The sequence below is a fragment of the Saccharopolyspora hordei genome, from assembly GCF_013410345.1.
Lineage (GTDB): Bacteria > Actinomycetota > Actinomycetes > Mycobacteriales > Pseudonocardiaceae > Saccharopolyspora > Saccharopolyspora hordei.
This window is the reverse complement of sequence record NZ_JACCFJ010000001.1, coordinates 2895565-2922416: the sequence shown is the minus strand read 5'-3', so window position 1 is coordinate 2922416 and position 26852 is coordinate 2895565. Positions and strand designations below refer to the sequence as shown.

Genomic DNA, 26852 nt, shown 5'->3' with positions numbered 1-26852 from the left:
GACACCAGCGACCACGGCCGAGCCCCGGCTCCCCGGACGATCACCGCCCGGCAGCGCGCGACACCGCGGCCCGCCCCCCTCGGCCGCAGGGCCTCGCCTGCGTGCGACAGTAGGAGGCCGAGTCACTCACACGGGTGGCGCGAGCAGCACCGGCACGCCGAGCGACGTGACCGCGGTCCGGAGGCGCCGGCGGGGCCTCGAGACAGCACGGGTCCAACGGCTCACCGCCCGTCGCGGGGCGCCGCGCGCCCGCGCCGAGCCGCTCCGGCGCTCACGGTCGTAGTGCTTCGCATGCGGCCACCACCCGGCCGAGTGAGCCGCAACGCCGCGTGGCGATCGACGTGTGCCCAGGGTCACGAACCGTTTTCTCGCCGCTTCGACCGGCCCCGGACGACCGCGACCCGATCTCGACGCCGCAGACGTCGCCGATCACCGCGAGCCTCCCGCTCACACGCCGCTCACCTGCACTGATGCCCGGAACGCGGCCCCCGCGGCGACCTCCGCACCGCCCTGCTCCGGCGGGGTCGTGGTGATCGACACAGTCCATCACTCTCCGCGTTCGTCGCGGGCTACTCCCCTAACCCGATCAGGTCGAACGTTGATGCCGAGGTGACGCACCGTTACGTTGCAGATGGCTGTTCAATCACGATCCGGTTACGACCCCGAGATCGGCCACCGCACCCCCGTCGGTGGCAACCGGATCTCCCCCGACGTGGAGAGGCGCGACGTGCAGAACCAGGACAACGCGGGCGGCCGCACCCCGAAGGCAGTCCGCAACCTCGCAGACAAGTTCGGCATGAACGCAGGCGGTTCCCGCCTCCGCCAGGTGTCCACCAAGGTCCTCCCGGTGGTCGTCGCCGGTGGCGCGATCGCGATGGTCGGCCAGCCGCTGGTGGCGGGCGCGGGTGCCGAGCACGAGCCGACGACCGCCCAGGTCCAGACCGTCGACCACCAGGTCCCGGCTCCCGCACAGCCCCCGGCCCCGCTGGCCCCGCAGGCCGCCCCGGCCCCGGAGGCGCCCCCGAAGCCGGTGTCGAAGTCCCTGGACGTCGACTACCAGGCGCAGAAGACCAGCTACTGGTGCGGTCCGGCCGCGACACGGATCGCGCTGTCCGCCAAGACCGACGCCGTGCCTGAGCAGAGCACGCTGGCCTCGGTGCTGGGCACCACCTCGAACGGCACGGACACGATCCACCAGGTCGTCAACGGGCTCAACGAGCAGCTGGCCGGTGCCGCCCACTACGAGGCCCGCGACTGGAGCGACAAGGAGCTGACCCCGGAGCTCAAGGACCAGCTGTGGTCCGACGTCGTCCGCGACATCAACGAGGGCAAGGGCATGGTGGCCAACATCGTGGCGGCCCCCGGCAACCAGCCGCCCGGCTACCCGTCGAGCCAGACGATCTACCACTACGTGGCGATCACCGGCTACGACGAGGCGAACAAGACGGTGCACGTCACCGACCCGGCCCGGTTCGGCGGCATCCAGGACTACTGGCTGTCCCTGGACCAGATGGCGTCCCTGATCGCGCCGAAGGGCTACGCCGCCTGACGCCCCTCCCCCGACACTCTCCCCGAACGGAAGGCCCGCCGGACACCCCGGCGGGCCTTCCCTCGTCTGAGGGCAGCACGAGTTCGGCCCCAGGTCTTGCGTCGAAGACCTGGGGCCGATCCGTTCCCGAACTGCTGCCGCTCCCACCACGAAGCGGTGATATTAGGTTAGCCTAAGCTACCTGTTCGCGACAACCCCGCATCCGGACTCCTCGACGCCGCTGATCGGCGAGTCCCCACGAAACCTCGGTCCGGGGCGGTGTGCGAACGGGCGGACCCGGGTACTCAGCGAACCGTCGGCGATCGTGGCGAAAGGGCGTACCGCATGCACGGCGTTGCGCGACCGGGTGCTGCCGGTGGCACGACCATGGGAGTTGAAGAGGAGTTCTTGCTGGTCGACGCGCACACGAGACAGGCAGTCCCCCTGGCGGGCGCGGTCCTGGCCGACGCCGCCGAGGAGGACGACGGCCTGGGCACCGAGCTGCACGCCGAACTGCTCAGCAGCCAGGTCGAAGCCGTCACCGGCCGGTGCACCGAGCTGGCCGAGCTGGAACAGCACCTGCGCTGCGGACGCCGGAAGCTCGCCACCGCCGCGCGTCGGGCGGAGGCCCTGCTGGTCTCCGCCGGAACGCCCGTGGTGAGCGGCCCGCCCCCGCCCGTCTCCGACGGCGAGCGCTTCCGGCGCATCGCCGACGCGTACCAGGCTGTCGTCGCCGACTACCAGTCCTGCGGGTGCCACGTGCACGTCGGCGTCCCGGACCAGGACACCGGGGTCGCGGTGCTGAACCACCTGCGACCGTGGTTGCCGGTCCTGGTGGCGCTGTCGGCGAACTCCCCGTACCACCTCGGCCGGGACACCGGGTACATGAGCTGGCGGATCATGCTGCAGTCCCGCTTCCCGGGATCCGGCGTCCCGCCGTGCTTCGCCTCCGCGGCCGCCTACCACGAGCAGCTGGACCGCCTGGTCGCCTGCGGGGCGCTCGTCGACCCGCGCATGAACTTCTGGCTGGCCAGGCTCTCCCCCCACCTGCCGACGGTCGAGGTCCGCGCGACGGACGCGCTGCTCGCGGTCGAGGACACCGTCCTCATCGCGGCGCTGACGCGTGGCCTGGTCCAGCACGCCCTCGCCGAACTCGCCGCGGGACGCGAAGCCCCGCGCGTCGGGGAGCAGGCCGCCGCGGCCGCGGTCTGGTCCGCGGCGCGCTACGGGCCGACGGGTCCGGCGGTCGACCTCCTCCGCGAGGAACGCGTGCCCGCACCGGAACTGGTGCGCACCATGCTGGACCGGGTCTCCCCGGCCCTGGAGGAGACGGGCGACCTCGCGGTCGTGCGGGAACGCCTCCGGTCGCTGTCCGCCCACGGCACCGGGGCCGACCAGCAGCGCCGCGCCGCGCGGGGCGGCCCGCTCGCGGTGGTGGACATGATCGCCGACCACACCTACCCGTTGCGACCCGTCCAGACGATGACGCCAGAGGAGGCACGATGAGCACCAGCGGGCTCGACGTCGCGGTGGCACCCGCGCTCCCGGAACCGCGCGGCCCGGTGTCCGAGGCGGTCGTCGACGTGCTGCGCGAGACCCGGCCCACGCCGGCGCCCTCGGTGGTCCGGGCGCTGGACCCCGACCCCTTCGGCGACGACCTCGCGATCGCCTTGCACACCTGCTACGAGCTGCACTACCGGGGCTTCCGCAGCGTGCCCGCGGAGTGGGAGTGGGACCCCGCGCTGCTGGCGCTGCGGGCCGAGCTGGAGCGCCGCTTCCTCACCGCGTTGCGCGAGGAGGTCGAGGGCGGTGACGACGTGGACGGCGTCGTCGAGGAGCTGCTCACCGAGTTCATCCCGAACGACGGCGTGCCGAACCACCTGCGGGAGCACGGGACCTGGGAGCAGGTGCGCGAGTTCTTCGCGCACCGGTCGATCTACCACCTCAAGGAAGCCGACCCGCACGCGTGGGTCATCCCGCGGCTGCGCGGTCGCGCGAAGGCGGCCCTGGTCGCGGTGGAGTTCGACGAGTTCGGCGGCGGCAAGGCCGAACGCGTCCACGCCCAGCTGTACGCCGATCTGCTCGACGCGGCCGGGTTGAGCTCGGACTACCTGCACTACCTCGACATCGTGCCCGCGCCGCAGATCGCGATCGTCAACCTCATGTCGCTGTTCGGCCTGCACCGCAGCCTGCGCGGGGCCCTCGTCGGGCACTTCAGCGCCGCCGAGATCAGCACGGCGCCGAGCGCCCGGCGGATGGCGAGCGCCCTGGAACGGCTCGGCGCACCACCGGAGTGCACGTTGTTCTTCACCGAGCACATCGAAGCCGACGCCGTGCACGAGCAGATCATGCGGCACGACGTCATCGACGACCTGCTCGCTCAGGAACCGGACCTGGCCGCCGACGTGGTGTTCGGCATCCAGGCCACTGAGTTCCTGGAAGCCAGGTTCGCGGAGGCGCTGCTCACCGCGTGGCGGGAGCGGGGCGGCACGTCACTGCTCCGGCCGCTGAGCTGACCCCTCGGCGTCGGGCTCGGTCGTCCGCCGGACCCGGCGCCGGTGGCTGGTGTCGCAGAACGGGAACCGGTGGCTGCGCCGGCAGGCGCAGAGCGCGACCACGACGCGGTCGGAGCTGTGCGTCGTGCCGTCACCCGTGACGATGTCCACCGGCCCGTCGATCAGGACCGGGCCGCCAGGCACGATCCGCACCCGACGCCAGTCCGCGCGGTACCGCGCCGTCGGTTCGGTCACCTCGAACCACCACCAGTTCTTCCATGCGCTCCCCGCGCCCGATCAGCGAGCGCTCTTCCAGCAACGCGGCGCGGCTGCGCAGCACGGGCCCGAACGGCTGGCGCCGTCGCGCGACCAGCGACGTCCCCAGGCCCGCGTCCTCGAGCCGTTCCATCGTCTGCTGCACCCCGGACAAGCAGGACTGCACGAGGAGCAGGACACCGCCCGGGTTCAGCAGTTCCGGCGCGATCTCGCAGATCTGGTCCAGCACCGCGCGCCCGTCGACGCCCGCGTCCCAGCACCGCGCACCACCGCGCCGGGGCAGCTCGTCGCACGGGGACGGGACGTAAGGCGGGTTGGACAGGACGACGTCGTACCGCGCGCCCAGGAGGTCCTCCAGCGAGGAGATCCGCTGGACCTGCACCGGGCACCCGCGCACTCCCGCGTTGAACCGCGCGGACAGCACCGCCGACCGCGAGACATCGACCGCCGAGACCTCAGCCGCACCCGCGCGCACCGCGGCGATCGAGAGGACACCGGTACCCGTCCCGATGTCGAGCACCCGCGACCCGCGCTGGAGCCCGACCTCGCGAAGGGCTTCCGCCAGCAGCAACGAATCGCCCTGCGGGCGGTAAACCCCAGGAAGCCTCAGCAGCATGCCACTGGGTACCACGGTCGACCCACGCCTGAAACACCGTGCCCGCCACCGATTCGCGGTCGTGAGGGCGCGAGCCGGTAAGAGCCGTCCGAGCGGCTTCGCGTGCGCGACTGGGGTTTGGCACAACGGTCCCAGTACGTTCACACCTCGGCCGCACCCGGATCCCGGGCGCCCGGCATCCCGACTTCCTCACGCATCCGTTCGGACTCGCCGTCGTGACCTTCATCAGCCTGCCGGCGATCGGCATGCTGCCCCTCGCCGTCGCTGGGGTCACCGTGCTGAACGCGCGCCGCAAGGCAGCCGCTTCCGGCGGAGCGGACTCGGGCTCGCAGTCCTTCGTCAACGGCGTCCTCAGCGCGCTGTTCACCGTCGTGCTCACCTGCTACATCGTGCTCGCCTGGCAGAACGGCGACGACATCGAGAAAGCGTCACAGCGGGAGACGAACCATCGAACCCATCCCGATCAGCTCCCAATTCACCCTGCCGGTCCTCTACCGGCAGCAAAGCTCACGCACCGTGAATCTACCCATCCGCGACTACCACCGGGCGAATTTCGGGCGGTTCGCCCACGCAGCACGCACGGGAACGGTCGGGCCGATCCTCGGCAGCGCCCATGCCGTTCTGTTCTCGGGCCGTCGAACCGCGCGAACGCCGAACGCGGCACCGAGGCACCGAAGTCCTCCACCGGTAGGCGACCACGGATCTTTTATGTCTATAGAGGACACTCGGTCTCTTCGCGCTTCACGGCTGTCGCTCGACCGATCCCTCGATCACAGCGAGCGTTCCTCGCAGGGATCTCGTCGCGCCCGCACGGTTCCGGCGCCCCTCGCGACCGGATGCCCCACCGACGTCGCCTGACAGGCGCTACCGCACCGAGCCGCTGGAGAGCTCTCCGAGGACGTTGAGCGTCCGGTTCGCCCGCACCGACAACCGCTGCTCGCGGGCGGTCACGTCGATGTAGGTCTGGCTGGAGTTGATCGACGAGTGGCCGAGCAGTTTGGCGATCTCGGCGGCGTTGGCCCCGTCCTCGGCGAGCCGGGTGGCGAAGGTGTGGCGCAGGGCGTGCACCATCGCGCCCCGCTGGACCCGGTCGGACACCCCGGCGGCCCGCAGCGACTGCCGCACCAGGTACTGCAGCCCGCCGCGCTGGAGCCGCTCGCCGCGGTGGTCGACGAACAACGGTGCGTCACCGGGCAGGCGGTCGCCGAACCGCTCCCGCCGCGTCCGCAGGTAGTCCTGGATCGTCGCGTCCAGGGCGTCCTCGATCGGGATGGAGCGGTTCTTGCCGCCCTTGCCGTGCACGTGCAGCCGCCGGTCGCCGACGCGCCCGGCCAGCGACGCCACGGTGAGCTCCAGCAGCTCGGCCGAGCGCACCCCCGTGCACAGCAGCGTGGCCAGCACCGCAAGGTCGCGCTCCGGCCAGGGATTGCGCGCCCGCCTGGCCCCCGCGGCGACCATCTGCAGCAACCGCTCCGGCGTGTCCTCCCCCTGCAACGGCTTCGGCGTCGACGGGGCGTGGCGCGGCTTGGGGACCACCTGCATCGGGTTGCCCGGCACCGCGCCTTCGACCACCAGGAACCCGAAGAACCCGTTCCAGGTCGACCACGCCCGGGTCACCGACGACGCCGACCGGGACGCCGCGAACCGGGCGAACGCCGACCGCAGCACCGAGGCGTCGACGCGCTCCACCGGCAACTGGTCGGCGGCGAGGCCGGTGAGCTCGGCCAGCTCACCGGCCACCGACTCCAGATCGCGCCGGTAGGCCCGCAGCGAGTTGGCCGCGAGCTTGCGCGCCTGCAAGTGCTCCAGGTAGGTCTCGATCAAGCGCGCCAGGTCCACACCGCACCTCCCCGAAGATCGACTCGGGTGTCGATGGAACCAGACACCTCCGACACTCAGCTGGAGCGGAGGAAGCGGTCCAGCACCCGCACGCCGAACTTCAGCGCGTCGACCGGGACCCGCTCGTCGACGCCGTGGAACAGCGCGCTGAAGTCGAGGTCCGCGGGCAGCCTCAGCGGGGCGAACCCGTAGCAGTTCATGCCGAGCCGGCTGAACGACTTGGCGTCGGTGCCGCCGGACATCATGTACGGCAGCGCCTTGGCGCCCGGGTCCTCGGCGAGCAGCGAGGCGCTCATGGCGTCGACGATCCGCCCTTCGAACTTGGTTTCGACAGGCGGCAGCCCGACCCACTCGCGCTCCACGTCGGGGCCGAGCAGCTCGGCCAGCTCGCGGTCGAACGCCTCCTCCCGACCGGGGAGGATCCGGCAGTCCACCGCGGCCTCGGCCACGGACGGGATGACGTTGTGCTTGTAGCCGGCGGTGAGCATCGTCGGGTTGGCGGTGTCGCGCAGTGTGGCGCCGATCATCCGCGACAGGTTGCCGAGCTTGGCGACCGCGCCCTCGACGTCGTCCTCCGGGAAGTCCCATCCGGTGATCTCGGTGACACCGGAGAGGAACTCCTGCACCGAGTCGGTCAGCACCAGCGGGAACCGGTGGTTGCCGAGCTTGGCGACGGCTTCGGAGAGCTTCGTCACAGCGTTGTCGTCGTGCACCATCGACCCGTGCCCGGCCCGCGCCCGGACCCGCAGCTTCAGCCAGCGGATGCCCTTCTCCGCGGTCTGCACCAGGTAGGCGCGCACGCCGTCCTTGAGCGTGACGGAGAACCCACCGACCTCGCTGATCGCTTCGGTGCACCCCTCGAACAGCTCGGGGCGGTGGTCGACCAGCCACTGCGCCCCGTGGAAGCCCCCGGCCTCCTCGTCGGCCAGGAAGGCGAACACCACGTCCCGCGGCGGCACGATGCCGTCCCGCTTGAACCGCCGCGCGATCGCGAGGCTCATGGCGACCATGTCCTTCATGTCGACCGCGCCGCGCCCCCACACGTAGCCGTCCTGGACGGCCCCGGAGAAGGGGTGCACGGACCACTCGGCCGGGTCTGCGGGCACCACGTCCAGGTGCCCGTGCACCAGCAACCCGCCCCGGCTGGGGTCGGCACCGGGCAGCCGCGCGATGACGTTGCCGCGCCCGGGGTGGTCACCGGACTCGACGTAGGCGACCTCGTACCCGACCTCGCTGAGCTTGCCGGCCACGTACTCCGCCGCGGCCCGCTCCCCGACGAGCGTCTCCGGATCACCGGTGTTGGTGGTGTCGATGCGAATCAGATCACTGGCGAGGCCAACGACCTCCTCCTCGGCCCGCCGCAACCCCGCGTCATGGTCAGTACCGGACATACCGCTGTGCTCGCTCACCAGGCATTTCTATCACCCGAGTCCTGAAGAGGGGGGTGCCGTTGGCGGCGAGATGACCATGGGTTAATCTATCGGCACAACACAGCGGGAACCCCCGAGAGACAGGGGCGACCCGAGATGTCCGAGTGGCGGAATGGCAGACGCGCTAGCTTGAGGTGCTAGTGCCCGATCAAGGGCGTGGGGGTTCAAGTCCCCCCTCGGACACGCGCGCTATCCCTACGGCCCAGGGTCACGGCGGTTTCAAGAGTCCGTGGTTCTGGGTCGTAGGTCATTTCCAGGCCCATCCGCTCGTAGAGCTCCTGCAGCTTGTGCGGGTCGGCTCGGTCAAGGGCCCGCCCGACATCGCCGAGTGCATCGATCATCGCGTTGACGTCGTCCTCAGTCAGCAGGGTGCGTGCCGGGGCGTTGGCCAACTCGGCCCGAGCCGCTTCCCGCTCGGCTTGCGCCTCGTTGATCGACTCGACCAACGCAGCAGGTCGACACCTGCCTTGATCGCCTCCTGCAGCCGCCGCAGCCGGCGCTCGGCATCAGCGAGACGGCGCTCAGCGCTCGCACGCGCTGTCGACGCCCGGTCCTGCCCCTGGGAGTCGAGCAGAGCCGCGACCGTGTCACGACGACGAGCCGGATCGAACAAGTGTCCGAGCCAGGCGTGAAGCTGCTCCAGCACCGGAGCCTCGGGCAGGTAGACGTTCTTCGGGTGGTCGGCGAGCACCGGCGAGCCCGGCACCAGCGTGCGCGCAGCACACCGGTAGTAGGTCCGCTGGTCACGAGCGGGTAGGCACGCTTGGTCGTCTTCTTCGGCCCACGCTCCAGTTTCCGACTCGCTGCCAGTCCACCCGCGGTCCGAGCCCGACGCCGCAACTGCACCTCGACGAACGTCTCCACCGACACGATCGCCGGGTGCGCCGGCTTCCGCGAGCGCACCACTGATTCCTTACCGGCCCGGTGGAACCGGACCACATGCCCGGCTGCGACGTCATCAGGGTCGAGCAAGGTCTCCTGCCTGGTCCAGCGACCGAAGAAGGCGCACCCGGTGTAGCGAGGGTTCTCCAAGATCGACCGCAACTGAGCACGCCCACGATCAGGATGTTTCCGACACCATCGCCCATGACCATGCAAGCCGTCCTCCGAGGACTTCGACGGTTGTGACGAAGAAGAGAGCATTTCGGCGTCGACGCCACCGAAGCGGCCGAGAAGGCAACCCTGCGTGCTCATGACCGAGCACTCCTGTCAACACACTACCCACTGATCAGAAAGCCATTTCCGCCTGTGCGGAACCGAGGTGGAACTGGGCCATGCCCCGGACACGACCGGGAACCATCCCCGCGTGTGCGGGGCCGAGTGCTTGTACTTGGAGGTGCCGAGCACCATGTCGGAACGATCCCCACGTGTGCGGGGCCGAGCTCGAGTACTGCCGGAGACCTGCGGAGTCCCAGGAACCATCCCCGCCTGTGCGGGGCCGAGCAGCTCCGGCCCAACACCCGTTGGGAGGTCCCAGAACCATCCCCGCGTGTGCGGGGCCGAGTCGCGAATGGCCGGGCCCATCGCCAGCAGCGGGGAACCATCCCCGCGTGTGCGGGGCCGAGGAGCGCTGCCAGAGCATCGCGCTGACTTACGGGGAACCATCCCCGCGTGTGCGGGGCCGAGGGATCTCCTTGGCAATGCGCTGGTAGGGGGCGAGGAACCATCCCCGCGTGTGCGGGGCCGAGGACCCGACGTAGCCGACCACCCGCCACAGCAGGGAACCATCCCCGCGTGTGCGGGGCCGAGGTTCTCTGAGGTGATGTCCCGATGAGCCTCACGGAACCATCCCCGCGTGTGCGGGGCCGAGGCAGCAAGGCCGCGGCGACCCACGGCCCCGAGGAACCATCCCCGCGTGTGCGGGGCCGAGCCGACCAAGGAACATGTGCCGATGCGGGGGCTGGAACCATCCCCGCGTGTGCGGGGCCGAGCTGTCGGCCGAAGCGCGGGTGCGGACCACCGACGAACCATCCCCGCGTGTGCGGGGCCGAGAAGGTCCGGGCCCCTCCTCCGTGGTGGCCGTGGGAACCATCCCCGCGTGTGCGGGGCCGAGCTGGCTGAGATCGGGGCCGCGCTCGGCGGAGCGGAACCATCCCCGCGTGTGCGGGGCCGAGCGGAGTCCGCTGAGGGAGCGGGAGAACGACCTGGAACCATCCCCGCGTGTGCGGGGCCGAGTAGTCCTCGGGGACGTCGGGCATGAGGTCCGCGGAACCATCCCCGCGTGTGCGGGGCCGAGCCAGCGAGCACTCCTGGGATGCCCTCATCGGGGGAACCATCCCCGCGTGTGCGGGGCCGAGACTTGTTGACCTGGGCTTTCAGCGGCGAGGACGGGCGGAGAGAATCAGTCCGTCGTAGTCGACGGGATGCCAGCGGTCGCGTCCCGCGGTGCGAACGGTCCAACCTTGCTCGTTGTTCATGGGCTCGACGAGTACTGCTTGGCCGTCCCCTATGCGGGTAGCGAGGACGTCCCAAAGGCGGTCTCGGACGCGTCGACTGGGGTTGCCGACGAAGACGCCGGCGTTGACCTCGACCATCCATCGAGTCAGGTGGCCGCGTAGTCCTTCAGGGGCGGCGATGAGGACGATGACGGTCATGAGGCGCCTGGAGTCGGGTCAGATGTGGTGGTCTCGGGTCCGATGATGGAGATGTGCTCGCTGCCCCGATCATGCGGAGCGGTGGGGTGCGGGTCGGTGGGGTCTGCGTAGTTCAAGGCCCCGGGTAGGGGATCGCGTCGTTCGTCCCAGATCCGGTTGGTGTCAGGTTCGGCGTCCTCGACGTCGGGATGCCCGAGAAGGGCTTTGACATCGCGTACGATCCGCGGTAGCAGCTGGTCTTGGGTGATGCGGTCGCGGAGGCCAACGCGAGCGTCACGCTCGTCGGTGAGTCCGCTGGCGGCGAGATCGAAAGCCAACGGAATGGTGTAGTCGGCCTTGTAGAGGTCTGCGATGTCCATGACGAAGGAGGTAGCGGCGCCGGTGTGGATGAAACCAAGGCCGGGGCTGGCCCCGAGGCCGCTGATCACAGCGTGGCAAATGCCGTAGAGGGCGGCGTTGGCTGCTGAGAGCAGGCGGTTGAGGTCGTCGCCCGCGGCGAAAGCATCACCGGGTACGTATTCGCGCCCGGTCCACTTGACGCCGGTCCTGCGGGCGTGGTCTCGGTAGAGGCGGCGGACTCGGGCGCCTTCCCGCCCACGCAGTTGCTGCATGGTCATCGTGCTCACGTCTTCGCCTGGGAATCGCATGGCGTACATGGCGCGGGCGACGGCGAGACGTTCCTTGGTGCGGCTCACCAGCCATGCTTGGCGTTGCAAGAGTGTGGTCCCGCGGCTGGCTCCGACGCCGGCGGCATACATGCGAACGCCGTGTTCGCCGACCCAGCAGACGGCGGTGCCGGAGTCGGCGAGCAGGCTGATGGCCGCGTGAGTGGTTCGGGTGCCGGGCCCGAGCAGAACGACCGCGATCATCGCCGCGGGAATGCGAACGGTCTCACGCTTGTTGATCACGACGACGGCGTTGTCGTCACGGTCGAGGTGGCTACGTTCGATGTAGACGCTGGAAACACGGTCCACGAGGCGGTGCAAGCCGTGCGGGTCTGCTTTCCACCACACCTCTGACATCGCTCAATGACCTCCCTCATGCAGGAGATGGCGTGGGAGCGGCGCGAGGGTGAGCAGCCCGCATCCATAGGCCTTGGCGGGGCCGAACCCCTTCAGCAGGTGATCGGTGAACACCTGCGGGTCCGTGATGCGCAGGTGCCCCTCGAAAGTGGCGGTGTGCAAGACCACGGGCCGCGCATTGCGCTTCTTGGTGAAGGAGTGACGCTTGCGGGCGATGATCCGGACTTCTCGTGCAGGCTCGCCGCCGTGATGAGGGTCGTTGAGGGGCGCAATTCCGGGGGCGGGGGTGGACATGCGAGACTCTGGAATCTCGAAGCCCCAACGGACGGTCCGGTCCAACAACCAAGCGAGTTGTGCAGTCACGGTGCGGTGCCCGATCCGGAAGGACCGTTTCGTCGTGCCGTTGGCCACCCGCTCTTGCTGTTCTTGCGTGGGTTTGTCCGGGTTGGCAGTGTTCTGCACAGGGTTGGCAGTGAGTCGGAAGGCAAACTCGCGGCCGGTAGCGATCTGAGCGAGCAGAGGTCCGTAATCCCGGACGCCGGCGTGTTCACCGTCGGCGCCGGGCCAGCCGGCTTGCTCGACGAGGTGGGTCCAGTCAGGCCTGCTGCGCGAGAGCACGTACAACAGCGGCCGACGAGGGTTGTCAGCGTCCAGGCGCCACAAGATCCGTTCTTCGGTGGGGTCCTGTGCGATGCCGCCGACGACCGCACCGCGTAGGGCGCGGGGATTCGCCAGCAACTTCTGACTTGCCTTCCGGAGCGGGTTGATACGGATTCGAGACAGATAGGTCACGGGTGATCACCAGCCCAGCAGGGCGAAGGGGTCGTGGCCAGCATCGGCAGTGGTGTCGGCGGCGTTTCCGGCGTCGGCCAGTCCGGTGGGCACTTTCAGCCAGGTATGACGGATTCGGCGGCTGGCGAAAGCGCGGTGGTGCGGGTCGAAGGACCGAGGCACATCGTTCAGGATGTCGTCACCGTGCTCCGGATCCTCGAGCGTGGCAGACAAGCTGATCCAGGAACCAAGAGTGGTGCGATGCTCGCGTTCATGGACTGCGCGGGCGTGCTCACTGGCCAGCCAAGGCTCGGCCGCGAGCACGTCACCGAGCGAGCCATCACGCAAGCCGCGCGAGATCGGTTGTGTTGGCACACACGATCGGCGTCCGAGAGCCAGAGGGAAGGACGGGTGGCGGACAGCGTGGTCGAGGGTTTCCAAGAGAGGGCGGGGTCCAGCGACCCCTGCAAGGAACACCGCGTCCTGCAGGTAGAAGCGGGTGGTCACGTAGGTGTCCTTGGGCGGCGAGGTCGGTTTCTGCACGCCCTTCTTCGACACGCCGGCTTGCGGGAGCGGTCTACCACGGTAATCACTGGCGGTGTGGTAGTCACGCAACAGTGTGCCGGGCTGGTCGACCCGAATTCCCAGGCGGAGCTCGGCAAGGTCGGTGATGGAGTCTTCACGGGCGCGCCCACTGGCGGCGGCCAGCAGACCGATGACACCGGACTTGGTAGGTTCGGGCCTCGTGTCGCGGCGGTTGAACGAGCTGCGGTCACCCCAGGACTGGATCGGTCCTGCCAGCCTGAGCAGCAGCACCGCTTCCTCGGAGCTGGCCATCAGTGGCTCCCCTCCGCCAGATGGGCGCGCAGGTCGGCCAAGAGCGCGGGGAACGAACGCGGTTGCCCGAAAGCCTCGGTGAGCGCGGATCCGGTCGACTCGTCCTCGGTGTTGAGGGTGCAGCACAGGCCGGTGAACGCCGGGGTGTCGCCCCAGGTGGTGACTGCGGTCGTGTGTTCCCGCGCGAGGCGCCGTGCTGAGGCTGCAGCAATCCCGTCGTGCGCTCGGGCACCATTGCCGGTGGATACGGGGCGTTCGAAAGCCGAGACGAGGTTGACCGGCTGGTCGTCGCGGACCACGACCGCCACCAGGTGCGGCAGCGTGCGGTGCGCGAAGGCATTGCTGTAGCCCTTGGGCATCGACCGGGTGAAGCTGGAGACGAACAGCTCCACGGCCTTCAACGCGGTCTCCGCATCATCACCAAGGTTCTCTTGCAGCTGGCGCATGTTGATGGTGGCGAAACGGTAGAGGGTAGCGGAGTTGAAGCCGATCGTGCCGATCATCCCCGCGCCGGTCTCTTCCTCCTCGAGCTCGTCGTCAACAGCGGTGTAGTAGTCGAACTCCAGCTCGGTGGCGTGGGTGGAGATGGCGTGGGCGACCTGGGTAGCGGCGTCGACCTTGAGAGTCGGGATGTCAGCGACCATGCGTCCGAACAAGGCCACGTCCACCGGGTGTCCGGTTCCCAGAGTTTCCTTGACCGGCAGGTCTTTGACTGCTGCGGCCAGCTCCTTGTCACCGAGCGCGGCCAACTCCTCTGCCCGCTCCATCACCAGGTCGGCGACCTGCTCGAGCTGTCGGTTGCCGTAGAACAGCAGATAAGCAGTGTCGCCAGCCTTCTTGCCCGCCGAGATCTCGAGGACGTCGAGCAGAGCTCCAGCGAGGCGCGCCGCCTGCTCCTCCTCCAGTGGGGTGCGGTCGACGAGCAGAGCCGTCAGCTTGGAGGCGATTCGCTTGGTTCGCGTGCCCAGATCCTGCTTGTCCATCCCATGGTCGACGAAGGCCAACCGGGTCGCACGCTTCCACGCCTGCGAGGACACTCGCGACCGCCGGACCCCACCGAAAACGGCTTCCTTCGGGTTCCCTTGGTCGTCGCGGTTCATGTTCGCCGGCGGCACGGTCTGCAGGATGTGCACGTCGATGAAGCGACGCTGGGTCATCTGTTGGTTCTCCTTGTTTCGAATGCTCCTGGGAACTTCCAATAAAGTAGAGTTCGATCAGCTCAAAGAAGACAAGCCGAAATGCACTCCGCCCGCTGCAAATCAACCGGGAAAATGACTTCCGGTACTCGCCGAGGGGGATTTCCAGACGTAGTAGCCCAGGCCCCATCGACTGCGCACGCGCAACCGCGAATCGGGATAGTGCCACTCACGGATGTCGTCCATCAACCGGTCGTAATCCACCGGCTGACTGATGTCACGCAGCTGGCTGATCAGACCACGCAGCCGGTAGAGCAGCGCTGAGACACTCGTTGCGGTCGCCGCCGCGTTGAACCTCACGTCCAGCGCCATGGAGCTGCGGGCCCTCTTCTCGCTGTCCCGCGAACCCCGCGAGGCTTTCTCGGCTTCCTTGTCTCGCAAAACCTTCAACGCCTGGCCCAGGTTGACGCCGGGGCGGTGCATCGGGTCGCGCTGGGCTTGCTGGTGCAGGCCGAACAGAGCGAGGGCGGCGTGCTCGGCTGCCTGCTCGACCGACACTTCACCGCGCATCGCGGCATGGTCGTCGATCGGGCAGGTGTAGAAGGGCCACAGCGCTGGCACTGATCCCGCCGGACGGCCGAGGCCGGAACGCATTGCTGCCAGGTCTTCACCTGGTGGCCTCATAGGCTCACCGGTGTTCGGATCACGCCGCCATGTGCCGTCGGACTTTACTCGTTCGTTCCAATAGCGGGTTCGGGTGCGGTCGGTCATCTCTGCGTGGCCTTTTCCTGATCTGAATCGAGTGCGGCAAGTCGGCCTGGGACGCTATGGACGCGGGTGAGGATCTGCTCGATCCTGTTGCCGAAGTTGGCTTCAGCGGTGCTCTGCCGGAAAGTGCGCTCCTTGCCGTCATCCTGTTCAATGGTGCGCCCAGCGAAGACGGCGGTCGGGGCCGCGGCCTTGATCACTCGGTCACCGATCCGTCGAGTGATGTCGTCGGCTTTCTGCTCCCACGCCAACAATCCGCGTTCGAGCATGTCGACGTCATCGTCAACGGTACGCATGCCGATCATGGCTCGGCGCATCAGCGGATCCAGTGCGTGCAGGACGAGTTCGCCTGGTCGGTGTCCCTTGTCCCACGGAATCGGATCTGCACCCGCAGCACGCCGCAGGTCGTTGGCGAGGTTGTTCACGGCCTGCGCGAGACCCTCTGCCTGCGCGGCCATCTCAAGTAGCGCCCCGGGCACCTCCGAGTCAATGTTCAAGGCCGTGAGCGGCAAGGGAATGGTGTCGTAGTAGAGGTCTTCGAAGGTGGACGACTGGGTGCCGTAGACCATGCCCAGCAGTTCGAGCTGTACAGGATAGTCCGCATCCAGGAGCTCACGGCGGGCACGGAGCTCGTTGACCAGCACGCTCGTGGCGAATCCTGACTTCGTCGTGGTGGCAGCCCGGTCTTCCCGGTCGGTGGCCAGCAAGGCTTCCAAACCACGCCAGGCGGCCTTCCCTTGCGGGTGGCGCCTCGGTCGACGCGGGAGCGCGGTTCCGCTCTTTCCTTTGGTCTTGCCTGCGGGGGTGAGGTTCCAGGCGGTGTGAGGCTCCACGTCGGGCGTAGCAGTGAGGCGGTCACCAGCGGCGAGCACGACACGTGTCACCCGCGTGCCATTGGGAGTGGATTCCGGGATCAGACGGATACGGCGGGACTGCCACGTCCAGATGTCCAGCAACCCCCTGGCTTCTCGGGTGTGCCACACTGAGCTCGCCACCGACAACTCAGCAGGAGTCTCGGGGGTGCGCCGTTCCCATTGGGGAAGGTCATCCGAGCGCAGGGCCGGTCCTGACGGCACGTTGAGCAGAAGGGTGTCGAACAGAGTGCGACCGATCGGGACGATCACACCGCATTGCCCCAGAGGTCCGGTGGGGTTGCCCGTCGTCTTGCCGGCTTTGACCTTCGGATCGTCCACCACTCCGGTCTTGATCGCTGCGGTGTCCCAGCAGTGAGCGTGCAGGAGCCATCGCGCTGCCTGGGCCGGGGTCAGCTCCAGCGGATCGGCGTCGCTCCGCGGGGAGAACAACGGCACGTTGTTACCAGTGGCGGCCGTCGCCACTAGGACCGCCGTGCCCTTCGTCTCGTCTTTCGCGGTGCGCAGACCAGCGACCTGACCGAACGGGTGCTTCTCGTGGAAGAGGTCGAACCACTCGCGCTGAGCATCCAGGTAAGCAGTGATCGCCTCAAGCTGGGTCGGTGTGAAGGCTCCTGCTGCGAACCACTGTGCCCATTCGCGTGTGGTGGCGGGCCGTCCCAAGGCGCGCACCACAACAGGCAACAGGACTTGACGCAGCAGTGCGGGCTTCTGTGTCGGTAGGTCAACGACGAGGTCTTCGAAACGATGAGCCTCGCAGAGCGCCTGCCAGAGCGAGACTTCCGCCGGCGCTCCCCCGCCTACAGGGCGTACGACCAACCACGGCTGATCAACCAGGTTGAACGACACGAACACCCCCAGTCACCACCATGCTCTCCTTCCAGCCTTAGATCATCATCCAGTCACCACCGACAACCGGGCATGTGTGGAACTACTCGTTCTCCTCGACCAGCCCGAGCTCGGCGTCATAATGAATCACTACGTTCCCCAGCTGCGTGCGGTGGTGGGTGTCCAGCTCGAGGGCGAGGCTGTGCCGCAACCACGGATGCGCCTGCCAACCCGGCAACACACGGCAGTTGTCGACCGCAGCCGTCGAAAGCTTCGGAGGCAGGCGAACCGTGCATCCCAGCACGTCGTCTACCACAGGTTCCGGTACTTCACCGTTGGGTCCCAGCGCTCGGCCTGCGAGGGTGCGGTACCGATCGCCGTCGGCAACCACGAGGATCACCTCGGTACCCCGCTCCCCGTCCCGGACAACGGCCTCCATCAGCGACTCACTGCCTCCTCCGGAGGCTCCATCGGCGTGCAGCCCTGCCAGCGTGGGCGCTTCGTGTTCTCCGCTGCGCGTCAGCAGGAACGGCGCCGCTGATGCTGCCCGAGTGGTCTGTTCGCGCTTCCACTCGACACGCGCGTCTTCCGCCGCCTCCGCCCAGCTCGACGGCACCAACAGTGCCCCGGAGTACACCCGGTCCACCAACTCCGGCACCTGCCCCGGGATGGACCACGTCTCGGTTCCGACGAGCTCGGCTGCGGTACGCAGGAGCAGGTACCGGCTGTAGATCTTCTCGCTGGCGTAGAGAAACCTCGGCGGTTGACGACCGCAGTCATCGAACCCGGTCACCACCACCGATGGCGCTTGCAGTGGGGCCGGCCGTGAAGTGCCTGGGTGACGATGCAAGCGGCCGATTCGCTGCAGCAGGAGGTCGATCGGGGCTAGATCGGTGACCAAGAGGTCAGCATCTACGTCGAAGGACTGCTCCGCCAGCTGAGTGGCTACGACGATCAGGCGCAAGGGACGGTCCGGCTCTTCACCGGACTTGGCAGGCGGACCCAACAGCTTGAGACAGTCCTCGGTCCGCTCTGCCCGATCCTTCACCGTCAATCGCGCGTGCAGCAATCGCACGTCCTCACCGAAGCGCTCGCGCAGTTCCTCGAAGGTCGATTGCGCCCGGGCCACCGTGTTCCGGATGACCAACGCGCAGCCACCCTCCGCAAGCCTCTGCTCCAGCAACTCGGCCACCGCACGCTCACCAGCGCTCCGCGCTGACTCCCGCTGGTCCGCATCAGCTCCAACGTGCGGTACCGGCTCAGGCAAGACCTCGACACGCACTGGGGTGTCCGACCGCCACGATCGTGCCTTCCGCGTGACGAAACGCGGCTCAACACTGTCGGTGTCCATCCACGCCGCGGTGACTCGCGGATACACGGCGGGCTCCGGTGGTGCCGGAAAGTCTGCCTCTTCCTTCGTCGCCGCACCCAGGAGATAGGCGTCGATGAGCTCGCGGCGCTGCCGAGCAGGCAACGTCGCCGACAACAACACCACCGGCACCCTGGCCTGCCCCAGCCACCGCAATCCCTCACGCAGGAACTGGGACATGTACACGTCGGCGGCATGGACCTCGTCGAGGATGACGACCTTGCCGGCCAGGCCGGCCATCCGAAGCATCACATGTTTGGTGCGCGTCGCGGCGAACAACAGCTGATCGATGGTGCCCACCACGAACGGGCACAACAGACCGCGCTTCGACGCCAGGAACCACTGCGCAGGAGCCTGTCGTTCTGGCACCTCATCAGCTGGGGTCCGGGAGACAGGTGCGAGGCCGAACTCGTCGTCCTCACATGACATTCCGTACTCGTCCACCCCAGCGAACCGGTCGACCAATCCCGAGTCGGCCTTCAGCAGCGCCGCCCACTCCTTGTTGAACATGCGCTTGCCGTGCAGCAACGCGACTTGACCGGCGAGCTCACCATCGATGTTCTTCGCCCACGAACGGACTTGGGTGAACATCGGGTCGCTCGTCGCTTGCGTTGGCATCCCCACGAAAACCCCGTCCGCACCGAACCGGGCCGCCAGCACCTCAGCTGCCGCCAACGCGGCTTTCGTCTTCCCCTCCCCCATCGCCGCCTCAACCACCAACAAACCCGGGGCCTCCATCGCCCAGGCCGCCTCCAGCACCGCCAGCTGTGACGCCCGCGGATCCTGCCCGAACCTGGTCTGGAACAGACACTCGCTCGGCGCGCTCAACCGCCCCCAACCACCACGCAGCCCGATGTCCACCCACGCTCGCTTGGCCCGCTCACGAGCCCCGTCCATGCTCACCTTGTCGAGGTCATCGACGCCTTCGAAGTACTTCTCATCGCTGGCGATCCAGTCCGCCATCACCACCAGGCCGCTCAAGTGCAGCTGCGCAGCACGCGACGGCACCACGACCGGCTCCACGTCAGCGACCCCGGCAAACCCCAGCGCTCGGGAGAACCACTGCAGCAACCCCCGCTGAGCGCGCTGCCACTCGGCGCTCCGTCCCCGCAACTGCCCGCGCGCCTTCAGCGGCTCGGCCAACTGCCCTTCCGCTGGAAAGAGACCGTGGTGGCCGGCCACCAAAGGCCACACCCAGTCCACATGTTCTGGGAGCCAGCCCTCCTCATTCAGCACGGACCGCAACACCGACCCGCCTGCCCGGTCGTGCCGCCACCGGACGTTGGCCGTCGTCACCTCACGCCAGCGCAGACCGGCTTCTTGAACAGCTCGCGCGCCTTCCGGCCACAGACGCTGATGCGCCGGAGTCGCCTTCCCACAGTCATGCACCCCGCACAACCACGACAGCAACGCTCGCCCCCGCCCAGGACCTCCGGCCACCTGGTCGAGCCAGACCTGCGTCGAGGGCGCCACGTAGCAGTCCCACAACAGCTCACCTACCGCCGCCGCGTCGAGCATGTGCGACACCAGCAAGTTCATCCGTCCGCCAGCGCGCTCCGGCGACTTCCCCCACAACACCCCCAACCACCGGAGCACCTCCGGACTCAAGCCCTCCACAAGACCCCCTCGGAAGCGGACGTCATCGGCAAGATCGAACCGTAGCCATGCCCACCGACAGTCACCGGTGCTCCGCCTAGAAGGCGGCTAGCAGCACTCGGTTCCCGTCGCGGCGAGACACCTCCCACGTACGCCGCTTACTTACTCCTAACTGCTGGTGACAAGGACAGGACGGAGAGTACATGCCCACAGTGTCTCTTTCAACAGGCATGTATGAGGAAACGGCCAAGTATGACGCCGCGCGACCACCCACCCCCGAGCCCAAGGTGGTCTCAGCTGCTCCTCATGGTTGAATTTGGAGCGAGCATTCCAGCCTCGCGCACGCGGGGATGGTCCGAGTCACGTATGGCTTGGTGCCGACGAGGTGAAGTAGGCCCCGCATTGCGGGGATCAAAGCCGCGCCAACGTGCGCGCGGCGTTCAGTGACCGTAGCCATGCAGCGATCCGACAAGACGCCACGACATGACCCCACGAAGTCATCCCGGACAACACGGGAAGACCGTCGGGGCTAGGTAAATGTGCAGGTCAAGAAGTGTCGGCCCCGCACACGCGGGGATGGTTCAACCCGGCGCTGGTGCGCACGACCTGCGGCAGCGTCGGCCCCGCACACGCGGGGATGGTTCGCCCAGCGAGCGGACCTCGTCCCGCAAGGACGAGTCGGCCCCGCACACGCGGGGATGGTTCCGCGAGCGCCGCGAGCACGCCGATCATCCTGATGTCGGCCCCGCACACGCGGGGATGGTTCCCTCGCCCGACGCCGCCGCGCCGACGCCATCCGGTCGGCCCCGCACACGCGGGGATGGTTCGTCGGCCCCCAGGTGATCTCCAGGCTCACCGCCGTCGGCCCCGCACACGCGGGGATGGTTCCGACCAGTGGCGGCGACGCACGAGGCACCCCGAGTCGGCCCCGCACACGCGGGGATGGTTCAGCAGCGGGGCGAATCCGTTCCACCTCTCGTGTGGTCGGCCCCGCACACGCGGGGATGGTTCTCCGGCCTGCGTGTTGTCGATCAGGTTTTCCTTGTCGGCCCCGCACACGCGGGGATGGTTCCGAGCCAGCGCAGCAGCGCCGCTGCGACCAGCGGTCGGCCCCGCACACGCGGGGATGGTTCCGAGGTCAGGCCGCGGCCGCCGGGACGGCCGAAGTCGGCCCCGCACACGCGGGGATGGTTCGCCGAGGGGCCGTCCTCGGATTCCGCCTGGTCTGTCGGCCCCGCACACGCGGGGATGGTTCCTGACCGCCACGGCAGGGGCCCGCCCGGCAAGGGTCGGCCCCGCACACGCGGGGATGGTTCCGCCGACCGGCATGTGGCGGACCATGCCGAGGCTGTCGGCCCCGCACACGCGGGGATGGTTCCTCCTGGCCGCCCTTGGGGTCGATCACCCAAAGGTCGGCCCCGCACACGCGGGGATGGTTCCAGGATGTTCCCGCTGCGGATCTCGAACTCGGCGTCGGCCCCGCGCACGCGGGGATGGTTCCGGCCACCTGACCGCGGTGGATGCGCTGACCCGGTCGGCCCCGTGCACGCGGGGATAGCCGTCATGAGCGGTGTATGCGCGCGCCGACTTTCGGCAAAGGCCCATGTCCCGGATTGACCGCCGTCAACGGCGCCGAGCCGGCGTTTCAGGGACGTCTCGGGACATGACGCCCTTCCTGTCCAAGTACCGATTCGACAGGAGTTTTGGCTAGCTGGTCAGCACGCAGGGCCACGTGTCCCACAGAAGTGTCCCATGCGGGAAACCGTGGGACGGTGGGACAGCAACGGCTCTCCGGTCCGTTCGAGGGCGAGCCGTGTGGTTAGGGTGCAACTCGCCCATCGGACACGCGCGCTATCCCTACGGCCCAGGGTCACGGCGGTTTCGAGAGTCCGTGACTCTGGGTCGTAGGGCATTTCCAGGCCCATGCGCGCGTAGAGCTCCTGCAGCTTGTGCGGGTCGGCTCGGTCAAGGGCCCGCCCGACTGGTCCAGCGACCGAAGAAGGCGCACCCGGTGTAGCGAGGGTTCTTCGAGACTGTCAGCGAACCAGATACAGCGGCTCACGCGGGTTCGGGCGCGGCCCGCCGTCGACGACGTTGTAGCCATACGGAGCCCGGGCGCCCTGGTGGCGGCCCATGTCGAACCCCGCACCCGGCCGTGTTCAGATCGACGCTCCGGCTCAGTGCAGGAGTTCAGCGATCTCATCGGCGGTGGAGACCAGCAGGTCGCCGATCCGTCGGACATCGCTGCGGCTCATCCTGCTGTCCGGCACCGCGACGTTGATGGCCAAGCTGAGCGGCGACCTGCCCGCGGGTATTGCGACCGCGACCGAGGAAACCCCCTCTTCGCTCTCCTCGTTGCTCGTGGCGTAGCCGCGTCGACGCACCGCCTGGATCTCCTGCTCGAGCTCCACCCGTGAACGGATCGAGTTGTTGGTCAACCCGACGAGCTCCTCCTCCGGGAACAGCCGCAGCAGGTCCTCCTGCGACAGCTGCGCCAGCAGGGCCTTCCCCGTCGAGGTGCAGTTGGCGGGCATCGACTGGCCCAACCTCGACGCGACCCGGACGGCGCGAGGGCTCTCGATGGCGTCGATGAACCGCACCACCGTCCCGTCCAGGGTGCCGAGGTGGACGGTCTCACCGAGCTCGCGGTTGAGCGATTCGAGGTACGGCCGCACCGTCTCGCGGACGTCGAAGCGCTGGAGGATCGAGAAGGCGACACCCGTCAACGCGGTGCCCGGGCGGTAGACCTTGGACTTGTTGTCCTGGCGGACGAAACCTCGGTACTGCAACATCGCGAGGAGCCGGTGCCCGGTCGACGACGCGACGCCGAGGTAGTCGGCGACCTCGGTGAGCCGCAGCTCACTGCGTTCACCGAACAGCAGCAGGATCTTCAGCGCGTTGTCCACTGATTCGATCGGGTATTGCGGTGGTGGGCCACTGGCCGGCGGCCCGGCAGGAGCTGTTTTCTTCATGGCAGAAATCGTACGCCGGACGTCCGACCACCGTGCGTACGGATGGCCGCCTAGCAGCGGTCGATCAGCACTGGCCCTGCGAGCGGGCGACCGTCACGCGGTCCCTGGCAGCACCAGGACCGACCAGGTGATCACGGGTGCGGTCACCGCCATCGCGAAGCCCCAGCCGAGCATGAACCGGAACAAGCTCGGCCGCTCCGCCTCGGGTGCGGTGGCCAGGGTCAACGCACCGACCGACGAGAAGGGCATCGCGTCCACCACCGTCGCGCAGATCGTCAGCGCGACGATCAGCGGGGCGACCCGGACGTCACCGGCGGCGAAGAAGGGTGCCGCGAGCGGGATCAGCACCCCCAGCAGTCCGACGCTGGAGCCGAAGGCCGAGGTCACCGCCCCGACCAAGCACAGCAGGAAGGCCGTCAGCAGCGGTGCCCCCAGGCCGGCGATGCCGTTGCCCAGGACCTCGACGGTGCCCCAGTGCTCCATCGCCTCGACCAGGGAGGTGATGCCGCAGATCAGCAGGACGACCGACCACACGATCTTCTTGTCCGCACCGGTGAACCGGCTCGGGAACACCGTGTGGAGCACGACCGCGGACGTCAGCGCGAGGAACCCGATCTCGATCTCGAACGCCAGCGCCCCGACAGCCACGCCGACCATGACCAGGATCGTCGCCGCCTGGTCAGCGCGCAGCGCCCGCACCGGCCGCTCCTCGGCCGCTCCGTCGGCCGGAGCGCTCGCCGGGGACGCGCCCCCGGTCGCGGGCCCGCCTCCGGCACCCACCGCTGCAGTCGCGCGAAGGACTCTGCGCTCCCGCAGCAACCGTCGACCGCCGAAGAAGGCGTAGATGACCACAGCGAGTCCCAGGTTGTACGCGGCGTTGCCGAAGAAGAGCGCTGCCGAGGACACCGACAACCCGTTGGCCTGAGCCGCTTTCTGCACGATGATGGCGAGTCCGTTGAGCGGCGAGAAGTTGCCCAGGCACGAGCCGTGCATGACCATCAACGCCGACATCCGCCGGCTGAGGCCGTACCTCTCCGCCAGCCGCAGGCACAGCGGTGCGAGCATCGCCACCCCCGCCGGCCCCAGCGCGCCCAGCAGGGTGGGGACGGCGGAGAAGCCGAACAGCAGCCAGGGCACCAGCGCCGGGCGGTCGCCGAACACGAGCATGGCGCGGTCGATGATCCACTCGATGGTGCCGTTCGCCGCTGCGAGGCCGAAGAGGTAGGTCACTCCGACGAGGAGCACGAAGACGTCGGCGGGAAATCCGGCCAGCACGTCCTCCGCGCTCTCCCCCGCTACCAGGGTTCCGATCAGGAAGGTCGCCACCAACGCGAGCGCGCCGATGTTGACGGGCCGGATCGTGCCCACGACGAACACGAACACGAGTGCCACGGCTCCGATGACGTGGATGGGCACAGGTCTTTCCTCTCCGCGTGCTCCGATGGACGCGGCCTCCGGCTCGCCGGGCCCGGCCACGGATGAGAGTGGGAACACTTATCTCTGACATACAGAGGTAGATTCTGCCAGAAAGAACGTGATGTCAATCGCTCGTCACAGAAGACTGCTGTCCACCGTCGAACCCCGCAGTCGGAAGCGCCCCCGGGCTTCGCTGGCAACACGAGCGCCCCGGGTTCGGTTGTGGACGCGTGGCGCCACAACCGAACCCGGGGGCCCGAAAAACGGGTGCGCGGCCGATCGGCCGCTCGATCACCCCTGTTCTGGTGCGACGACGCCGCGAAGCCTGGTGACCTCGTGACGCCACGCGGTTTCGGTGTTGAAACCCGCTCCGAGGTCGGGGAGTTCCCGCATGTCCTCGGGCGGCAGGTCGACGAGGCTGCCGCCTGCGCTGACGACGCGCAGTGACATCCCGGCCAGCCCGTCGACGCTGATGGCTTGCAGCACCGCCTCTTCCACCGAAGCGGCCGCGCTGGTCAACCCGTGCCCGCGGAGGACGACCACCGGCCGGTCCCGCATGGCACCGACCATCTCTTGGGCCAACCTCCGGTTGCGGATCAGCACTCCGCGCGGGTAGACGGGAACGCCGCCCGCTGCGAGGCGGGTCCCCGGGATGTCGAACGATCCGACGATCGGCCGGATCGCCAGACCTGCCAAGTCCGCTGCCACGACGTTCGGCGGGTGCGCGTGCACCACGGCCGACACGTCCGGCCGGCTCCGCAGCACTCCCGTGTGCAGCGGGAGTTCATTGGGCACCGCGTGACGGTCGAGCTCCCCGGGGACCCCTTCCGCACCGTCGAGATCGACCAGCCTGATGTCGTCGGGAGTGGTCCAGCCGAGGCCGCGTTCCTCGGGTCCGCGGCACCGCACCAGCAGTCGCCGCTCATCGACCCGCAGGCTGATGTGCCCGAGGATCCCGTCTGCGAGACCTCTGGCCGCGAGGACCCTGCACGCTTCTGCGATCCGCGCACGCAGCGGATCGAGTTCTCTGGAGGCTGTCATCGAGCTGCTCCTCGCACTCCGTGGGACTTCGGCTGCAGGGCCTCGACGTCGGCACGCACCTGGGCGAGCGGGACCCTGCCCAGAGCCAGGGACCGACGACAGGTCACGAGCGCCTTGGGCCAGTTCACGATCACGGCTCCGGTGAACGAACCGTCGGCAGCGGCGTAGAGCACGGCGAACGACCGCTCCGGGGCACCACCGCCGACGAGCACGTGCTGCTGGTCGCCGTCGGTGCACCCGACCACGTGGAGCTTCCAGTCGTACTGGTCGCTCCACACGTACTCCACCGGCGCGTGGCTGCGCAGGTCCGCGGGGTGGACGATGTTGTGCGCCACGCATTCGGCCTGCTGGACGGCGTTCGTCCAGTGCTCGACGCGAACGGACCGCTGCTGACGCACATGCCACCACCGGGCCACGTCACCGACGGCCCACACGTGCGGATCGTCGACCGAGCGGGAGAACTGGTCACACACGACACCGTCGTCGGTGGTGATGCCGCTGCCGTCCAACCAGTCGTCGTTCGGCACGGCACCGATGCCGACCACGACGGTCGCGGCCTGGAGCGTGGACCCGTCGGCGAGTCGGACCTCGAGACCGCCCGAGCGGGGAACGACGTCGGTCACGCCCACTCCGAAACGGGTCGTGACCCCGTGTCGTTCGTGCAACGCCGCGACCTGGCTCGCCACTCCCGGACTGAGCACCCGGGACAGCGGCACCTCGACCGGGTCGACCATCGTGACCTCACGGACTCCCAGGCCCACCGCCGTGGACGCGACCTCAGCACCGATGAACCCCGCACCGATCACCACGAGCGGGCCGCCCTGCCGCAACGCGGCCCCGAGCTCTTCGGCGTCGGCCAGGGTTCGGAGCACGTGCACCCCAGGCGGGTTGCCCCACGGCGACGTGCGGGCGCGAGCCCCGGTCGCGACCACGAGGTCGTCGAACTCGATCGCGGTGCCGTCGGCGAGCTGCACTCGCCGCTCCCGCAAGGACACCGCGGTAGCGGCACGGCCCCGTTGACACCGGATCCCGGCATCGATCGCGGCCCGCTCGGGGAGCATGCCGATCGACTTCGCGGTCGCGGTGCCGGCGAGCAGCGCCTTGGACAAGGGCGGCTTGTCGTAGGGCGCGACCTCCTCCTCGCCCACCAGGACGATCTCGCCCCGGTAGCCTTCTGCGCGCAACGCCTGCGCCGTGCGCACCCCGCCGACCGAGGCACCCACGATCACCGTGCGAGCCATCACCGGTCCTCGACCGCGAGAGCACTGACCGGGCAGCTGCGCGCGGCGGCTTCCACCCGCGCGCGCTCGGACTCCTCGACCTCGGTCCGCAACACGACGACCACACCGTCGTCATCGATGTCGAACACGTCGTCGGCGCCCATGATGCAGTTCGCGTAGCCCTGGCAGGCACCGAGGTCCGCTTTCACGACAGCCATGTCCAACT

The 26852-nt window shown here is 68.6% G+C and carries 22 protein-coding genes, 1 tRNA gene and 2 CRISPR repeat arrays; of the genes, 4 read left to right on the top strand and 19 right to left on the bottom strand.

The window, feature by feature from the left end; genetic code table 11:
* The first annotated feature begins 631 nt into the window (after nt 1-631).
* From HNR68_RS13585 to HNR68_RS13575, 3 genes are all read left to right on the top strand, one after another.
* On the top strand, nt 632-1549 hold the full coding sequence (locus HNR68_RS13585) for a C39 family peptidase (protein ID WP_246330445.1): 918 nt from the start codon (nt 632-634) through the stop codon (nt 1547-1549).
* Between the two features lie 324 nt (nt 1550-1873).
* Nucleotides 1874-3034 (top strand): carboxylate-amine ligase, encoded by a 1161-nt coding sequence (locus HNR68_RS13580; protein WP_179721003.1) that lies wholly within the window; start codon nt 1874-1876, stop codon nt 3032-3034.
* Nucleotides 3031-4044: an iron-containing redox enzyme family protein gene (locus tag HNR68_RS13575; protein ID WP_179721001.1), complete on the top strand. Its 1014-nt coding sequence runs from the start codon at nt 3031-3033 to the stop codon at nt 4042-4044. Before HNR68_RS13580 ends, HNR68_RS13575 begins: the two co-directional genes overlap by 4 nt.
* On the opposite strand, the gene HNR68_RS13570 is transcribed toward HNR68_RS13575, so the two are convergent.
* The 4 genes from HNR68_RS13570 to HNR68_RS13555 form a co-directional block, all read right to left on the bottom strand.
* The gene (locus tag HNR68_RS13570; RefSeq protein WP_343050131.1) at nt 4021-4278 is read right to left on the bottom strand and encodes a CDGSH iron-sulfur domain-containing protein; all 258 of its coding nucleotides are present in this window, start codon (nt 4276-4278) and stop codon (nt 4021-4023) included. The genes HNR68_RS13575 and HNR68_RS13570 overlap by 24 nt on opposite strands.
* Nucleotides 4175-4915, bottom strand: coding sequence for a HemK2/MTQ2 family protein methyltransferase (locus HNR68_RS13565; protein ID WP_179720997.1), 741 nt, complete (start codon nt 4913-4915; stop codon nt 4175-4177). The genes HNR68_RS13570 and HNR68_RS13565 overlap by 104 nt, the downstream gene beginning before the upstream one ends.
* A gap of 864 nt (nt 4916-5779) precedes the next feature.
* On the bottom strand, nt 5780-6754 hold the full coding sequence (locus HNR68_RS13560; RefSeq protein ID WP_179720995.1) for a tyrosine-type recombinase/integrase: 975 nt from the start codon (nt 6752-6754) through the stop codon (nt 5780-5782).
* Nucleotides 6755-6810: 56 nt separating this feature from the next.
* Nucleotides 6811-8145, bottom strand: a complete 1335-nt coding sequence (locus tag HNR68_RS13555) for a M20/M25/M40 family metallo-hydrolase (RefSeq protein ID WP_179725021.1) — start codon at nt 8143-8145, stop codon at nt 6811-6813.
* Between the two features lie 137 nt (nt 8146-8282).
* Here HNR68_RS13555 and HNR68_RS13550 point away from each other — a divergent pair.
* Nucleotides 8283-8367: transfer RNA gene (locus HNR68_RS13550), tRNA-Leu, on the top strand.
* Here the strand turns inward: HNR68_RS13550 and HNR68_RS13545 are convergent.
* The 15 genes from HNR68_RS13545 to HNR68_RS13475 all read right to left on the bottom strand — a co-directional run bounded on the left by HNR68_RS13545 (nt 8349) and on the right by HNR68_RS13475 (nt 26844).
* Nucleotides 8349-8630, bottom strand: a complete 282-nt coding sequence (locus tag HNR68_RS13545) for a hypothetical protein (RefSeq protein ID WP_179716371.1) — start codon at nt 8628-8630, stop codon at nt 8349-8351. The genes HNR68_RS13550 and HNR68_RS13545 overlap by 19 nt on opposite strands.
* Entirely contained in the window at nt 8542-9327 is a 786-nt protein-coding gene (locus HNR68_RS27610) for a recombinase family protein (protein WP_425502918.1), read from the bottom strand. The genes HNR68_RS13545 and HNR68_RS27610 overlap by 89 nt, the downstream gene beginning before the upstream one ends.
* A 149-nt stretch (nt 9328-9476) precedes the next feature.
* Nucleotides 9477-10481: a CRISPR direct-repeat array (repeat unit 29 nt; unit sequence GGAACCATCCCCGCGTGTGCGGGGCCGAG).
* Between the two features lie 18 nt (nt 10482-10499).
* A complete protein-coding gene (cas2e, locus tag HNR68_RS13535) occupies nt 10500-10778 on the bottom strand; it encodes a type I-E CRISPR-associated endoribonuclease Cas2e (RefSeq protein WP_179720991.1) in 279 nt (92 codons plus the stop codon).
* Complete coding sequence (cas1e, locus tag HNR68_RS13530) at nt 10775-11800, bottom strand: type I-E CRISPR-associated endonuclease Cas1e (protein WP_179720989.1); 1026 nt, start codon at nt 11798-11800, stop codon at nt 10775-10777. Before cas1e ends, cas2e begins: the two co-directional genes overlap by 4 nt.
* Nucleotides 11801-11803: 3 nt before the next feature.
* Nucleotides 11804-12592, bottom strand: a complete 789-nt coding sequence (cas6e, locus tag HNR68_RS13525; RefSeq protein WP_179720987.1) for a type I-E CRISPR-associated protein Cas6/Cse3/CasE — start codon at nt 12590-12592, stop codon at nt 11804-11806.
* A gap of 6 nt (nt 12593-12598) precedes the next feature.
* Nucleotides 12599-13408, bottom strand: coding sequence for a type I-E CRISPR-associated protein Cas5/CasD (cas5e, locus tag HNR68_RS13520; RefSeq protein WP_179720985.1), 810 nt, complete (start codon nt 13406-13408; stop codon nt 12599-12601).
* Nucleotides 13408-14565, bottom strand: a complete 1158-nt coding sequence (gene cas7e / locus HNR68_RS13515) for a type I-E CRISPR-associated protein Cas7/Cse4/CasC (protein WP_179720983.1) — start codon at nt 14563-14565, stop codon at nt 13408-13410. Before cas7e ends, cas5e begins: the two co-directional genes overlap by 1 nt.
* Nucleotides 14566-14667: 102 nt before the next feature.
* Entirely contained in the window at nt 14668-15315 is a 648-nt protein-coding gene (gene casB / locus HNR68_RS13510) for a type I-E CRISPR-associated protein Cse2/CasB (RefSeq protein WP_179720981.1), read from the bottom strand.
* Complete coding sequence (gene casA, locus HNR68_RS13505; protein ID WP_179720979.1) at nt 15312-17039, bottom strand: type I-E CRISPR-associated protein Cse1/CasA; 1728 nt, start codon at nt 17037-17039, stop codon at nt 15312-15314. Before casA ends, casB begins: the two co-directional genes overlap by 4 nt.
* Before the next feature lie 76 nt (nt 17040-17115).
* Complete coding sequence (gene cas3 / locus HNR68_RS13500) at nt 17116-19959, bottom strand: CRISPR-associated helicase Cas3' (RefSeq protein WP_343050130.1); 2844 nt, start codon at nt 19957-19959, stop codon at nt 17116-17118.
* Between the two features lie 573 nt (nt 19960-20532).
* Nucleotides 20533-21477: direct repeats of the CRISPR family, unit length 28 nt; unit sequence GTCGGCCCCGCACACGCGGGGATGGTTC.
* A 677-nt stretch (nt 21478-22154) separates the two neighbouring features.
* Complete coding sequence (locus tag HNR68_RS13495) at nt 22155-22949, bottom strand: IclR family transcriptional regulator (RefSeq protein ID WP_179720975.1); 795 nt, start codon at nt 22947-22949, stop codon at nt 22155-22157.
* Nucleotides 22950-23042: 93 nt separating this feature from the next.
* Nucleotides 23043-24365, bottom strand: coding sequence for an SLC13 family permease (locus HNR68_RS13490; protein WP_179720973.1), 1323 nt, complete (start codon nt 24363-24365; stop codon nt 23043-23045).
* Between the two features lie 291 nt (nt 24366-24656).
* Nucleotides 24657-25406, bottom strand: a complete 750-nt coding sequence (gene phtC, locus HNR68_RS13485) for a 3,4-dihydroxyphthalate decarboxylase (RefSeq protein ID WP_179720971.1) — start codon at nt 25404-25406, stop codon at nt 24657-24659.
* The gene (locus HNR68_RS13480) at nt 25403-26647 is read right to left on the bottom strand and encodes an NAD(P)/FAD-dependent oxidoreductase (protein ID WP_179720969.1); all 1245 of its coding nucleotides are present in this window, start codon (nt 26645-26647) and stop codon (nt 25403-25405) included. The genes phtC and HNR68_RS13480 overlap by 4 nt, the downstream gene beginning before the upstream one ends.
* Nucleotides 26647-26844 carry a ferredoxin gene (locus HNR68_RS13475; protein ID WP_179720967.1) on the bottom strand — a complete coding sequence of 66 codons (198 nt, stop codon included), beginning with the start codon at nt 26842-26844 and terminating at the stop codon, nt 26647-26649. The genes HNR68_RS13480 and HNR68_RS13475 overlap by 1 nt, the downstream gene beginning before the upstream one ends.
* Between the last annotated feature and the right edge of the window lie 8 nt (nt 26845-26852).